At 48.9% G+C, this 14,428-nt stretch carries 15 protein-coding genes; 11 read left to right on the top strand and 4 right to left on the bottom strand.

Annotation, left to right across the window (positions count from 1 at the left end; all coding sequences use genetic code 11):
* Nucleotide 1: 1 nt before the first annotated feature.
* Both IEV19_RS12870 and IEV19_RS12865 read right to left on the bottom strand, forming a co-directional pair.
* A complete protein-coding gene (locus IEV19_RS12870) occupies nt 2–1,444 on the bottom strand; it encodes an acetyl-CoA carboxylase biotin carboxylase subunit (protein ID WP_188371139.1) in 1,443 nt (480 codons plus the stop codon).
* A gap of 15 nt (nt 1,445–1,459) precedes the next feature.
* Entirely contained in the window at nt 1,460–1,945 is a 486-nt protein-coding gene (locus IEV19_RS12865; RefSeq protein ID WP_188371138.1) for an acyl-CoA carboxylase biotin carboxyl carrier protein subunit, read from the bottom strand.
* Nucleotides 1,946–2,207: 262 nt separating this feature from the next.
* Between IEV19_RS12865 and udk the strand changes: the two genes are divergently transcribed.
* The 11 genes from udk to IEV19_RS12810 all read left to right on the top strand — a co-directional run bounded on the left by udk (nt 2,208) and on the right by IEV19_RS12810 (nt 12,549).
* Entirely contained in the window at nt 2,208–2,816 is a 609-nt protein-coding gene (gene udk, locus IEV19_RS12860; RefSeq protein ID WP_188371137.1) for a uridine kinase, read from the top strand.
* A 6-nt stretch (nt 2,817–2,822) separates the two neighbouring features.
* Nucleotides 2,823–3,158, top strand: coding sequence for an FtsB family cell division protein (locus IEV19_RS12855; protein WP_188371136.1), 336 nt, complete (start codon nt 2,823–2,825; stop codon nt 3,156–3,158).
* Nucleotides 3,148–4,527, top strand: coding sequence for a methylmalonyl-CoA mutase subunit beta (locus tag IEV19_RS12850; RefSeq protein WP_188371135.1), 1,380 nt, complete (start codon nt 3,148–3,150; stop codon nt 4,525–4,527). The genes IEV19_RS12855 and IEV19_RS12850 overlap by 11 nt, the downstream gene beginning before the upstream one ends.
* Nucleotides 4,520–6,664, top strand: a complete 2,145-nt coding sequence (gene scpA, locus IEV19_RS12845; RefSeq protein ID WP_188371134.1) for a methylmalonyl-CoA mutase — start codon at nt 4,520–4,522, stop codon at nt 6,662–6,664. Before IEV19_RS12850 ends, scpA begins: the two co-directional genes overlap by 8 nt.
* A gap of 141 nt (nt 6,665–6,805) precedes the next feature.
* Entirely contained in the window at nt 6,806–7,579 is a 774-nt protein-coding gene (locus tag IEV19_RS12840; protein WP_188371133.1) for a ParA family protein, read from the top strand.
* Nucleotides 7,579–8,484, top strand: a complete 906-nt coding sequence (locus IEV19_RS12835; RefSeq protein WP_188371132.1) for a ParB/RepB/Spo0J family partition protein — start codon at nt 7,579–7,581, stop codon at nt 8,482–8,484. The genes IEV19_RS12840 and IEV19_RS12835 overlap by 1 nt, the downstream gene beginning before the upstream one ends.
* Complete coding sequence (locus IEV19_RS12830; protein WP_229732602.1) at nt 8,477–9,109, top strand: DUF5683 domain-containing protein; 633 nt, start codon at nt 8,477–8,479, stop codon at nt 9,107–9,109. Before IEV19_RS12835 ends, IEV19_RS12830 begins: the two co-directional genes overlap by 8 nt.
* A gap of 4 nt (nt 9,110–9,113) precedes the next feature.
* A complete protein-coding gene (gene dapB, locus IEV19_RS12825; RefSeq protein ID WP_188371131.1) occupies nt 9,114–9,821 on the top strand; it encodes a 4-hydroxy-tetrahydrodipicolinate reductase in 708 nt (235 codons plus the stop codon).
* Nucleotides 9,822–9,868: 47 nt separating this feature from the next.
* Nucleotides 9,869–11,572: a signal peptidase I gene (gene lepB, locus IEV19_RS12820; RefSeq protein WP_188371130.1), complete on the top strand. Its 1,704-nt coding sequence runs from the start codon at nt 9,869–9,871 to the stop codon at nt 11,570–11,572.
* 64 nt (nt 11,573–11,636) lie between these two features.
* Nucleotides 11,637–12,224 (top strand): WbqC family protein, encoded by a 588-nt coding sequence (locus IEV19_RS12815; RefSeq protein ID WP_229732600.1) that lies wholly within the window; start codon nt 11,637–11,639, stop codon nt 12,222–12,224.
* Entirely contained in the window at nt 12,217–12,549 is a 333-nt protein-coding gene (locus IEV19_RS12810) for a DUF6122 family protein (RefSeq protein ID WP_188371128.1), read from the top strand. The genes IEV19_RS12815 and IEV19_RS12810 overlap by 8 nt, the downstream gene beginning before the upstream one ends.
* Here IEV19_RS12810 and IEV19_RS12805 read toward each other — a convergent pair.
* Nucleotides 12,518–13,549 carry an endonuclease/exonuclease/phosphatase family protein gene (locus tag IEV19_RS12805; RefSeq protein ID WP_262890092.1) on the bottom strand — a complete coding sequence of 344 codons (1,032 nt, stop codon included), beginning with the start codon at nt 13,547–13,549 and terminating at the stop codon, nt 12,518–12,520. The genes IEV19_RS12810 and IEV19_RS12805 overlap by 32 nt on opposite strands.
* A gap of 6 nt (nt 13,550–13,555) precedes the next feature.
* Nucleotides 13,556–14,428, bottom strand: a complete 873-nt coding sequence (locus tag IEV19_RS12800; protein WP_188371126.1) for a rhomboid family intramembrane serine protease — start codon at nt 14,426–14,428, stop codon at nt 13,556–13,558.

Raw genomic sequence — 14,428 nt, 5'->3', positions numbered from 1 at the left:
TTTACGACGTTGGTAATCTTAATAATTTCTGATCTTCGAGGTACTGTTTCAATGCGATCTTAGCCGCAATACCTGCCTCTTCCTCTTCCTTATGCAGCAAAACCTCTGGAGCGTAGTAATCCTTGACGAAATGGGTGTCGAAGTCACCTGACCTGAAAGCTTCGTGTTCACAGACGAACCGACCAAAGGGAAGGGTGGTCTGAACCCCCTCTACCTCATACCGGTCGATGGCTTCGATCATGAGCTGTATGGCCTCCTGCCTGCTCTTACCATAGGTGCAGAGTTTGGCCAGCATAGGGTCGTAGTAGATAGGGATCTCCATCCCTTCCTCAAACCCATTGTCGACCCGTATACCTTCGCCGGAAGGCAACCTGTATCGCTCGAGTATTCCTACGCTCGGCAAAAAATTGTTCAGAGGGTCCTCCGCATAGACCCGTAGTTCCAACGCATGACCTCTAATAGCCAGGTCTTCTTGTTTCAGGGTCAATTCTTCCCCCCTGGCCACACGTATCTGCAGCTCCACCAGGTCGACCCCCGTAATCAGTTCCGTTACAGGGTGTTCTACCTGCAGTCGGGTATTCATTTCCAGGAAGTAAAAGTTGTGGTCGGCATCCATGAGGAATTCCACCGTCCCCGCACCCAGGTAGTCGCAGGAGCGTGCCACCTTGGTTGCCGCTATACCCATTTCTTTTCTCAATTCGGGAGTCAGGATGGCCGAAGGTGCTTCCTCCACAACCTTCTGGTGACGTCTCTGAATACTGCATTCCCTTTCAAAGAAATACAGGATATTCCCGTGGGCATCTGCCATGACTTGAATTTCGATATGCCTGGGTGAACTCACGTATTTCTCGATAAAAACAGACCCGTCACCAAAGGCCGAAGTTGCTTCGGATATGGCCCTTTCCATCTGTGATTCCAGGTCTTTTTCCTTCTCGACTATCCTCATTCCTTTCCCTCCTCCCCCGGCAGAAGCTTTGATCAGGATAGGGAACCCGATCTCCCGCGCGATCACTTTGGCCTTATCTGCATCGGCAATGGCCTCATCAATTCCGGGGACCATGGGGATGTCATATTTCTTGACAGCTTCTTTTGCAGCGAGTTTGCTTCCCATCATCTCTATGGCTTTGGGTCGCGGACCGATAAAGGTGATCCCACTGTCTGTCACGGCCTTGGCAAAGGCAGCGTTTTCACTGAGGAAACCGTATCCGGGGTGAATGGCATCCGCTTTGAGACGGATAGCCTCCTCTATGATCTTCTTTCCATTGAGGTAGGATTCCTTGGAAGGGGCTTCGCCTATACAGACGGCCTGGTCCGCAAATTTCACATGGGGCGCATGCCGGTCGGCAGTAGAATACACCGCAATGGTCTTTATACTCATTTTCCTGGCCGTCTTCATGACCCTGATGGCGATCTCACCTCTGTTGGCAACCAGTATTTTCTTCATAATAATAGCATTGCTTTACGCATAGGTGATCAGCAACTGTTTCTTGTCTACAGTCTCCCCTACTTTTACGGATACATTTTTGATGATCCCTTCTCTCGGGGAGGTGATCACATTCTCCATCTTCATGGCTTCGAGGATGAGCAGAGGAGAATCCTCCTTTACTTCCTCTCCTTCCCTTGTCTTAATCTCGAGGATGAGTCCCGGCATGGGAGCGGTAATGGTGGTGATGTTTTTAGCCGACCCCAGGGAGAATCCCATCCGGGCGATCTGCTGGTCGAGCTCGTTCTGAAGGCTGACCTCATACACATCATTCCTGACCTTTATTTTGTAGACCTTTCTGTTGAAGTCGACCGAGATCACCTCAACAGGAAAAGGGACATTGTCCTTCAGCACATGATAACCCGATGCGGAGGTTTTCAGGACGTCCAGGGAATCGAGATCCCCTTCTGACAATTCGTATTCATAGGTCCCGTTAACGGTGACTTTATACGGTTTAGACATATTGTGGAAATTCTTATATCGATGTAGCACAGGCAAGATATGTAAAATAAAAAAGGGTCGGAAATTTATTTCTCCTTGCAATTTCAGATGTCTTTCAGGGTCGAATTATTTGCTATTTTCCAGGGATTCTTTCTGAACGGGCTGAGCGAAGGAACTGTTTTCCTGCGGGTGCCTGCTTAAAGACAACGGCCGGTTAAAATCCTTCATCCGCCAGGTGATAAGTGTAGGTGAAAACCCTTATTTTTGAACAAAAGTAAACTGCATGCTCATTATTGGGATTGCCGGAGGCACTGGATGCGGAAAGACCACGGTCGTCAATCAGATCATCAATGAGATACCTGAGGAAGAAGTGGGGGTGATCTCACAGGATTCCTATTACAACGACCTCTCTCATCTGTCATACGAGGAGAGGACAAAGATCAATTTTGACCATCCCAGGGCGATCGACTTCGAGCTGCTGGGAAAACATCTGGGTCAGCTCAGAAAGGGAAAGCCGATCGACCAGCCGGTTTATTCCTTCCCAAAGCACAACAGGACGGGTGATGTCATAGTGACCCATCCGAGGAAGGTGATGATCGTGGAAGGCATCCTCATTCTCACCCATCCTGAGATCCGCAAGATGTTCGACATCAAGATCTACGTCCATGCCGATTCTGATGAAAGGCTTATCCGCAGGCTTAAGAGGGACATTAATGAAAGGGGGCGCGACCTGGAAGAGGTGTTGAGCAGGTACCAGACTACCTTAAAGCCTATGCACGACCAGTTTATAGAACCGACCAAGGAATACGCAGACATCATCATCCCCAACAATAAATACAATACCGTGGCTGTGGATATTGTAAGGACCATCATCAACGATAAATTACACTGACGGGGTATGGGCTTGAAGGATCTCAGAAAAAAGAAATGGTTCTCCATCGCCACCAATCTCTATGTGGTGGTGCTGACCGCCTTTGTGATCTGGATGGTATTTTTCGACACCAATTCCCTGCTGATCCACCGGGAGCTCCAGAAACAGATCAACGACCTCGAAAAACAAAAGGAGTTCCTGCAAAGCGAGATCGAAAAGGACCGCAAAACTTTAGAGAAGCTTTCAGATCCCCAAGAATTGGAAAAATTTGCAAGGGAAAAGTATTATCTGAAGAAAAAAGATGAAGAGATCTACCTCATCGAATATGAGGATAGCCTGAAAAACAAAGAGGATGACCAGTAAGACCCGTTTTTACAATTTTCCGCCTGTGACCGCCAAACAGTGGAAACAGCAGATACAGGCTGGGCTGAAAGGCAAGGATTACAATGAACTTCTGGTATGGGATAGTCCGGATCAGATCAAGGTGAAACCTTTTTACAGTGCAGAAGACCTGGAGGACATGACCGCCAGGGAGCTTTCTGCCCCAGCGGAATGGAAGATAGGGCAGGCGATTGATGCAGGAGACATTGGTTCTGCAAATGCCAAAGCCAGGAACGCCCTTGAAAAAGGAGCAGAGAGTCTTTACTTTATCACTGAGAAGGAAGCAGATCTGAAACTACTGTTTGAGGGTATCGACCTTAAAACAGTTCCTGTTCATCTTGAGGTATCTTTTTTCACCTCTCCTTTAAAAGAGCAACTCAGTTCCCTCCCAGCTCGTGCCAAGGGTTCTGTTTTCCTCCATTGGGATGTGATTGGTCATCTGGCCCGAACCGGAAACTGGTACAAATCCATGGAGGAGGACCTGAGCAGCACTTTCGAAGTGATAAGGAATCTTCCCGGCATGCATACCCTGTCTGTGGATGGCACCCTTTATCAGAATGCCGGTGCGAACCGGATTCAGCAACTGGCATACACCCTGGCCCACGTTTGTGAATATCTGCAATTTGCTGAATCGAACTCAATGAAGGTTACCATTCCGGAACCTGTTTTCAGGATGGCTGTGGATTCCAATTATTTTTTCGAGATCGCTAAACTGCGGGCCATGCGGCTGCTCTGGGCTACCCTGGCCAAGGAATTCGGGGCTCCGGAGATGTGTCATATCATAGCTGAGCCCACCAGAAGGAATAAAACCCTATATGAGTACAACGCGAACATGCTGAGGACCACCATGGAATGCATGGCGGCCGTTAACGGAGGCGCAGATACCGTAATAAACATGCCATACGATGCTCTCTATCACAAGGAGAACGAATTTGGAGAACGCATGGGGAGAAACCAGCTGCTGATCCTTAAAAATGAGAGCTATTTAGGAGTAGTCTCTAACCCGGCAGACGGGGCTTACTACATAGAATCCCTGACGCAGCAATTGGCTGAGAAAGCCCTGGCGCTTTTCATGCAATTAGAAGCTTCTGGTGGCTTTCTCTCCGCCCTGAAAAAACACAGCATACAGAAGAAGATCAGGGAACAGGCAGGTGCGGATCAGGAACGTTTTGATAAGGGAGAACAGGTCCTGGTAGGGACCAACGCCTATAAAAATCCGGATGACCGTATGAAAGGAGAACTGGAGATACACCCCTTCCCCAAAAAACGAGCTGAGAAAACCCTGGTGGAACCCATATTGGAAAAAAGGCTGGCAGAAAGCCTGGAGAAAAAAAGATTGGAGCATGAGTAGAAAAGACTTGCGTCATATCAAACTTGCAAACAGGGCTGAAAATGCGGGCAGGTCGGGTAGTAAAACCCAATTTGCCGAAGGGATTGAAGTTCCCCATCTGTTTGGAAAGGAAGATACTTCCCATCTGGAACACCTTGAATTCGGGGCAGGTATACCGCCATACCTCAGAGGCCCCTACCCTACCATGCACGTACAAAGACCCTGGACCATCAGGCAGTATGCAGGATTTTCCACTGCCGAGGAGAGCAATGCTTTTTACCGCAGGAACCTGGCGGCAGGTCAGAAGGGACTTTCGGTAGCCTTCGACCTCCCAACGCACCGGGGGTATGACAGTGACCACGAGCGTGTGCAAGGGGACGTTGGGAAAGCAGGTGTAGCCATTGACAGCGTAGAAGACATGAAGATTCTTTTCGACGGAATACCCCTCGACCAGATGTCCGTGTCCATGACAATGAATGGGGCGGTGCTTCCGATCATGGCATTCTATATCGTTGCAGCTGAAGAGCAGGGTGTATCCCCTGAAAAACTCGCCGGTACTATTCAGAATGATATCCTTAAGGAGTTTATGGTTCGCAATACCTATATCTACCCGCCCGGACCATCCATGCAGATCGTGGCGGATATCTTTGAATATACCAGCCAATACATGCCAAGGTTCAACAGTATCAGTATCTCGGGTTACCACATGCACGAAGCCGGGGCTACGGCCGACATAGAACTTGCTTATACACTGGCCGACGGACTCGAATACATACGGACCGGCCTGAAAGCAGGATTAGATATCGATGCCTTTGCCCCGAGACTGTCCTTCTTCTGGGCCATTGGGATGAACCATTTCATGGAGATAGCCAAACTGCGGGCAGGGCGTATGCTCTGGGCAAAACTGGTGAGTCAGTTTAATCCAAAAAATTCCAAGTCCCTGGCCCTGAGGACACATTGCCAGACCAGCGGCTGGAGCCTTACGGAACAGGATCCTTTCAACAACGTGGCACGTACCACAATAGAGGCAGCCGCGGCCGCTTTCGGGGGTACCCAAAGCCTCCACACGAATGCCCTCGACGAGGCCATTGCCCTGCCGACTGATTTTTCTGCAAGGATCGCCAGGAACACCCAGATCTACCTGCAGGAAGAGACCGGGATCACCAGGACGGTCGATCCCTGGGCGGGTTCCTATTACGTGGAACACCTCACAGACGCTCTGGCCAGGAAAGCCTGGAAACTGATCGAAGAAGTAGAAGAACTTGGCGGCATGACCAAGGCCATAGAGGCCGGGATACCCAAGTTGAGGATAGAGGAAGCGGCGGCTAAGAAACAGGCGCGAATAGACAGTGGTCAGGACATCATTGTAGGCGTGAACAAATACAGGCTGGAGGAGGAAGAAATGCTCCAGATCCTGGAAGTGGACAACGCCAAGGTGAGAAAGCAACAGATCGAAAGGCTGAATGAGGTAAAGGGCAAAAGAGATTCTAATGCAGTGTCGAAAGCCCTGGATAAACTCTCCGAAGCAGCAAGGGCGAAAGCATCAGGTTCTCAGGGTGAAAATGCACATAATTTGTTAGCTTTAGCCGTGGAAGCGGCCAGAGAAAGGGCTACCCTTGGTGAGATCAGCAACGCCCTGGAAACCGTTTTCCAGAGATATAACGCTAAAATCCAGACCTTTTCAGGAGTGTATTCCAAAGAGATCAAGGACGACGAGAATTTCCGGAAAGCCCGTGCAATGGCAGATGCCTTTGCTGCTCAGGACGGGCGAAGACCCCGGATCATGATCGCAAAAATGGGTCAGGACGGACACGATCGCGGTGCCAAGGTAGTCGCTACCGGTTATGCCGACCTCGGTTTTGACGTAGATATAGGACCCCTGTTCCAGACTCCCGCAGAGGCGGCCAAACAAGCCGTGGAAAACGACGTACATATTCTAGGCGTATCTTCCCTGGCCGGGGGACACAAGACCCTGGTACCCCAGGTCATAGAGGCACTCAGGGAATACGGAAGAAGCGATATTATGGTGATCGTTGGTGGGGTCATCCCCAAACAGGACTACCAGTACCTGTTCGACTCGGGAGCCGTGGCCGTTTTTGGCCCGGGAACCCGGATCAGCGATGCCGCCATCCAGATCCTTGAGATCCTGATCGACTGAACATTGGGGCAAATATTTTTAATTGAACATTGGGCGGTGCTCACCGAGCCGGATAACCCTGAGTTATTCACTTCCTGTTAACAAAATACATTTTCTCCCTCCTCAAATAATTGTATTTTTAACCCCTAACTTACTATGACGATGGGCAAAATCATTGCTATTGCAAACCAGAAAGGTGGAGTTGGAAAAACCACCACCACGGTCAACCTGGCTGCCTCCCTGGGTGTACTGGAAAAAAAAGTACTCCTCATTGATGCAGATCCCCAGGCCAATGCAACTTCCGGACTTGGGATTGAGGTTGAAAGCGTGGAACTCGGCACCTACCAGGTGCTCGAACATTCTTGCTCTGCAAGGGAGACCATCATTCAAACCTCCTCCCCCAATGTAGATCTCATCCCTGCCCATATCGACCTCGTGGCCATCGAGATAGAGCTGGTGGATAAGGATGACAGGGAGTATATGATGAAACGGGCTATTGTGGAACTGAAGGACGACTACGATTATATCCTGATCGACTGTGCTCCATCCCTCGGCCTTCTTACCCTGAATGCCCTCACCGCTGCAGACTCGGTGATCATTCCTATACAATGCGAATACTTTGCCCTGGAAGGCCTGGGAAAACTTCTGAATACCATCAAAAGTGTGCAGCGAATTCACAATCCCGACCTGGATATAGAGGGGATGCTCCTCACGATGTACGATGCGCGGCTTCGTTTGTCCAATCAAGTGGTGGAAGAAGTAAAGAAACACTTCTCAGACATGGTATTTGATACCATCATCCAGCGGAATGTGAGATTGGGAGAAGCTCCCAGTTATGGGGAAAGCATCATTAAATACGATGCCAGCAGCAAAGGAGCTGCCAATTACCTGAACATGGCCAACGAGCTTCTCAAAAAGAACAAAGAGAAAGTGTAATGGCGAAGGCGACAAAAAAACAGGCACTGGGCCGTGGTTTATCTGCCCTGTTAAAAGACCCTGACAACGATATCCGCTCGGTAGCGGATAAGAATGCAGATAAGGTGGTCGGAAATATCGTTGAGCTCGATCTGGACTCTATCGCAGTGAATCCTTTCCAACCCAGGTCGAACTTCAATGATGAGGCCCTGCAGGAACTCGCTTCCTCCATCCGGGAACTGGGAGTCATACAGCCCATCACGGTAAGAAAAACCGAATTCAACAAGTACCAACTCGTTTCCGGGGAGAGGCGATACAGGGCCTCCAAGATGGTCGGACTGGAAACCATCCCCGCCTACATTCGGATCGCCAACGACCAGGAATCCCTGGAAATGGCATTGGTTGAGAATATTCAGCGAGAGGACCTGGATCCTATTGAGATCGCCCTGTCCTATCAGCGACTGATCGAGGAGATCGAACTGACACAGGAAAAACTGAGCGACCGGGTCGGGAAAAAAAGATCTACCATCACCAACTACCTCCGCCTCCTCAGACTGGACCCCATCATACAAACGGGAATGCGGGACGGTTTTATCACCATGGGACACGGCAGGGCCCTGGTCAACGTGGAAAAGCGTACAGATCAGCTCGAGATTTACGAGCAGATCATTGAGCACGGCCTTTCTGTTCGCCAGACTGAAGAACTCGTCAGGAATTACCACGATACAGGTAAAGTGTCCGGTAAAACAAGTCCAAAAAGGGCAGATAAATCCCTTTTTATCATCAACAATGAGATCGCCCTTTCACACTTCCTGGAAACAGATGTCTCTCTGAAGACTCAGGACAATGAGAAAGGCAAGATGAGCATCACCTTCAAGTCAAGGGAAGAACTGAACCGTATCATTAAATTGATCACCGGTGAATAAGCGGTCTTTTTTTTTTCTCTTCCTGTTTTCCTGTATGGCCCTTACCCATGCGCAAAGGAAAAATTCTGAAACAGATTCGCTTAGAAACAATCTGAAAGATAAAGGGGTCGTCATAGACGGCCGCATAGAGAAGCAAGAGGTCAATCCCCTTGCTCCCAGCAAGGCAGCCTTTTATTCCGCCATCCTGCCCGGATTGGGTCAGATCTACAACCGCCGATACTGGAAGGTTCCTATAGTGTACGCGGCAATAGGAACAGGGGTCTACGCTTATGTTTACAATGACGATTTATACGATCGGTTCCGATCGGCTTTTAAACGCAGGCGGGCAGGGTTTACCGATGACGAATTCTACGACGTGAACGGCAGTGGTATCGTGCCGGGCAGCCCGGACCTATCCGATGAGGCCCTGCAGGACGCCCAGGAAAGATACCAGCGCGACAGGGATCTCGCCCTGCTGATCACTATCGGCCTTTACGCCTTCAACATCATTGACGCGAACGTAGATGCCCACCTGAAGCAATTCAATGTCAATGAGGACCTCAGCCTGGATATAAAACCCTATCTCGAAGCCCACCCCATCACCTCCGACCCGAATTACGGGGTGGCCATGATCATAAAATTCTGAAAGCGTGAAGATCGGATTGTTTGGATACGGAAAAATGGGTAAGATGATCGAACAGATCGCCCAGAATCGAGGTCACGAGATCGTTGCCCGCATAGATGAAAACTCCACCGAAATCCCTTATGGCGACATGGATGTTGCCATCGATTTCAGCGTACCGGAATCTGCCGTTTCGAATATTAAAGGCTGCCTTTCCGGCGGTGTCCCTGTTGTATCCGGCACTACAGGATGGCTTGAAAAATTCGGGGAGGTCCGAGATCACTGCCTGAAGGTACAGGGTGCTTTTTTGTACGCCTCCAACTTCAGCCTGGGAGTCAATATTTTCTTTGAGCTAAACAGGATGCTTGCCGGGATGATCCAAAATTCCGGGGAATACAAAGTGAGGATAGATGAAACGCACCACATACATAAGCTCGACGCCCCCAGCGGAACAGCTATTACCCTGGCTGAGGGCATTATTTCCCAAACGGATTATAAACAATGGGAATTGAATAAAGGGAATGTGGATACCGTTCCCATTCACTCTCACAGGGAAGGCGAGGTACCCGGCACCCATGTGATCACCTATTCCGGTTCGGTAGATGAGATTAGTATCAGGCACGAGGCCTTCAGCAGGGAGGGATTTGCTCTTGGGGCAGTTGTAGCAGCAGAATGGATCCTTGGAAAGCAGGGTGTTTTTAATATGAAAGACGTGTTAAACCTGGGCGGTAAATGACGACTAAATGATATCTTGCCCAACCTAAAGCCAAAATAGCCTCATCAATGGACGTAACACAATGGATCCTCTTTATTCTCCTCATTCAGGTCATCCACTTCCTGGGAACCTGGAAACTCTATAAGATAGCGGGTAGAAAACCCTGGGAAGCAGCTATTCCCATCTACAACGCAGTGATTCTGATGAAGATCATCAACCGGCCCGCCTGGTGGGTGATACTTTTATTTATCCCTATCATCAACCTGCTGATGTTCCCGGTGATCTGGGTGGAGACCGTCAGGAGTTTTGGCCGCAATAGCCTTGCAGACACCTGGCTGGCCATCCTCTCCCTTGGTTTCTATATTTATTACGTCAATTACGCCCTGGAGGTGACCCATATCAAAGACAGGAGTCTGCACCCGAAAAGCAGCTCGGGAGAATGGGTGAGTTCTATTGTTTTCGCTGTCGTGGCGGCGACGTTGGTACACACCTATTTTATTCAGCCCTATGTGATCCCTACCGGGTCTCTGGAACGCACACTACGGATCGGTGATCTCTTATTTGTGAGCAAATTTCATTACGGAGCAAGGACGCCTATGACCACAATTGCTGCCCCAATGGTACACGATACATTGCCCGGGCTTGGGATAAGGTCTTACCTGAAGAAACCTCAGCTCCCCTATTTCCGGCTTCCGGGATTCACGAAGGTCGACAGAAATGATATTGTGGTCTTCAGCTGGCCGGCTGATACGGTACGGGCGTTTTTCAAAAAAGAAGCCGGCGTGGTCAAGCCCATTGACAAAAAATCAAATTACGTAAAACGATGTGTAGGCCTGCCCGGAGATTCCCTCGAAATCAGGGATGGTTTTGTCTACATCAACGGAGAGCAACTCGTCTTGTCTGACAGGGCCAAACCTCAGTATGATTATATGCTGTACGCTCAGAACGGGGTATCCTCCCGATTGTTGCTGGATGTGGGCGTTACGGAATTTAACAGGACCTACGTAGCCCAGGCATTGAACCCACAGCAGATGATGGCGCTCAGATCAGCAGGGTTCGCGGTCTACGGGCAGAACAACCCCCCTGTGATCCTGACAGACAGCAGGGGTATCCCCACTGATGTGATCCGGGGTCTGGGTCTTTCCCTGAGGGAGATCACAGACCGGGAACGGCAGGCTACCCTCACCGATGAGATGGCGGCAGAGCTCCGCGCAAATTCCCAGATCGATTCGGTGGTCAAGATCATAGAACCCAAAGGGGAACCCGGATATAACATTTTCCCTCAAAGTCCAGATTACCGATGGAATAACGATAATTTTGGCCCCATCTATATTCCCGCCAAAGGAAGTACAATAGCCCTGAATCCCAAGGTGCTGCCCCTGTACAAAAAGGTGATCCGGGATTACGAAGGCAACACTGTCAGTGTTTCCGGGAATCAGGTGCTGGTCAATGGGGAAGCAGCCGAGGAATATACCTTTAAACAGGATTATTACTGGATGATGGGGGACAACAGGGACCACTCAGAGGACAGCAGAACCTGGGGCTATGTTCCTGAAAACCACATCGTCGGGACTCCTATCTTTATCTGGCTGAGCTTTGATAACTTCAATGATGGCATTGCCAACTGGAAACCCAGGTGGGACAGGATCTTTACTACCGTCAATGGAAAAGGGGAACCCGTTTCCTACTTCCGGTATTTCCTCATGGCCCTGGCAGCCTGGTTTATCTTTGATTTTATCCGGAAGAGGAGGAAGAAGAGTAAAGCAAAATAAAGTTTAGAGCGACCTGACCATGCTCCATCTCCTGCACCCCGTCTACTTTCCGAATATAGCCACTATGGCTGTTTTAGCGCAGAAAGAATGCCAATGGGAGGTCTGCGATTATTACCAGAAACAGACGTACAGGAACCGGACTTATATTTGCACAGATCAGGGTAAACACCTGATGAGCATCCCGATCAAACACGTTGGGGGTAAACAGGGAAAGCAATTTTACCGGGACGTGAGAACCGACAATTCCTATTCCTGGCAAAGGCTACACTGGCGTACCCTGGAGACCGCATACAGGTCCTCCCCTTTTTTTGAATACTTCGAGGATGATCTGGCTCCGTTGTTTGAAGACCCGCCAACTTTTCTGCTCGACTTTAACCTGGAGTGTATTCAAACAGTCTATAGTCTATTAGGGCTTTCCGTTCCGGCAATGCGAACATCGAAATATGATCTTTCTCCTTTGGAGGTTGCAGATATGAGGCATCTGGTCAATGCCAAAAAAACCTTGCCCTTTGACCCGCCTTATTACACCCAGGTATTTGTGGAAAAACACGGTTTTATTCCCAATGTCGGTATCCTAGATCTGTTGTTTAACGAAGGGATGCATGCCGCCGACTATCTCCGGTCCCTGTCCTTAGATTTTGCCCATGCTTAGAATCTCGCTTCACTATGGCATCCATTTTATCTTGCCCATTGCGGTAGCCTTCCTCTTTTACAAGGAACGTCCCATACGAGCAGCTTTGATCATGTTATCGGCTATCCTGATCGATCTGGACCACCTTTTCGCCAGTCCTATCTTCGATCCCAACCGCTGCAGCATCGGCTTCCATCCCCTGCATACATATTGGGCTATGGGAGTTTACACCGTGTTCCTCTTCTTCAAACCCACGCGTATTTGGGGGATCGGTTTACTGCTTCACATGCTAGCCGATTGGACGGACTGTTTGTTTATTTTTCCGGGAGACGGAATGATGCCCTGACCGGGTAGTGGTCCGAATACTCTACATCATAGTTTGAGTGACTCGTGATCTCAAAATCTGGGTCAACCAGAATATAATCTATGCGGAAGGGGAGGAATTTTAACAGCAGTGTCCTGCCCAGTCCATTCCCTTTTTCCAGAAAAGTGTCTTTCAAATCTCCCTTGAGCGTTCGGTACACCTTAGAATATTGGGTATTGTTTAGGTCGCCACAAATAATAAAAGGGTAGGGAGAGGATTTTGTGTGATCGAGGAGGATTTCGACCTGCTCTTTCTGCTTCCTGATCGTATTTCCAAGTCGGTTGAATAGTCGGACCGTATTTTCCCTCTTTACAGATCCTGCCCTGAATCTCAGAGATTGAAGGTGAACATTATACACCCTTAAGGTATCGCTCTTTATTAGAAGATCAGCATAAATAGCGTTGTTAAAAGTATCCTGGAAGTTTAGCGAACCTCTAGAGATTATGGGGAATTTTGAGAATATTCCCATGGGAGAATATTTCCTGCCCTCATAGTATGTCAGTCGATATTCGTAGGGGTAGATTTTCATTTTTTCCCGGGAGATCGCGGTACTTGCATATTCCTGAAAACATACGATCTCAGCATCCTCTTCCAATACAAAATCCATAATCATTGGGGCTGCTTCGGCATAGTCCATGCGGTAATTTCCTTCTAATTCCTGCACGTTGTAACTGAGAACAGAAATATCGTCTTTCGAATCCCCTGATTCATCGAGAGAAAAAACGTAAAAGGACCCTAGAGTAAAAATCCAGATGAGCAGGGAAGTTACTGGTAACAAATAAAATCTGGAGCGAACTACGGCTGCCAGGAGGCCAGAAAACAGATTTGCAATCACCAGATAGGGGAGCAACAAGGCAAGAAGGTCGAAAAATACGATATCAGCATCCCATATCGTCCCATACAGGCAAGCCACGATCAAAAGGAGGGCCAGGATAATTACTAAGCCTTTAGCAAAGTAAAGGAATATGGTGGATCGCGTCATGGGAATTCAGTCTTCCTTCCCGGCCTTGAACAGAAAATCCTTTTCCGCCTTGGAAAGGCTTTCGTACCCCGACTTGCTGATCTTGTCCAGGATCCCGTCAATTTTTCGCTGGCGGCTCTCCTTGTCGTAATCGATGTTGGAATCCGAGGGTTTGTTCCTTTTACGATATACGGTTTTCATAGGTGCCTTTTTCTCCCTTGGCTTGAACATGGCGCCAAGGCCATCCAGGATTCTGGCGAAACCTTCTCCTATATCCTTCCCTTTGATGAGTTGTCGGGCATATACATAACCTAGCAAGGCTCCACCCAGGTGGGCCAAATGCCCACCGGAATTGCTGGCCGGGATAGAAATAAGGTCGACCAGCACAAAAAATGCCCCTATGTACCATAGCTTGACGTTGAAGAAGATCACGCGAACCTCCTGGTTGGGTATATACGCACAAATGAAGATCAGCACCGCAGTGACACCTGCTGAGGCCCCAATGATGGCCGAATTAGACCCCAGAAAAACAGGAAAAACATTATAACTCAGGACGAACAATAATCCTCCGAGAATAACACCCAGAAAGTACACATTGATAAGTTTGCGCGCCGAGAATAAATTCAGGAAGATCCTGGCCGAGAAGTATAGCAGCAGCATGTTCCAGAACAAATGGAAGAAATCTGCGTGGAAAAAGGAATAAGTGACAATAGACCAGGGCTGGGATAAGAAGGCCATCAGGTCTACAGGTAATTCGAACCACTGGGAAATAGCATTTTTACCAAAACCCAGAAGAAACGGCAAGAGGGCATTAAGGATAAAGACCGCGACATTGATCACGATCAGCTTTTCCGCAAAATTCAGTCGGGCGTATTGGTATCTCAATCCTCCTGTACTCAT

Origin of the sequence: Muriicola marianensis (genome assembly GCF_014638095.1) — a bacterium.
Taxonomy (GTDB): Bacteria; Bacteroidota; Bacteroidia; order Flavobacteriales; family Flavobacteriaceae; genus Muriicola; species Muriicola marianensis.
The sequence above is the reverse complement of the archived record's forward strand: the minus strand, read 5'-3'. Positions and strand labels throughout refer to the sequence as shown.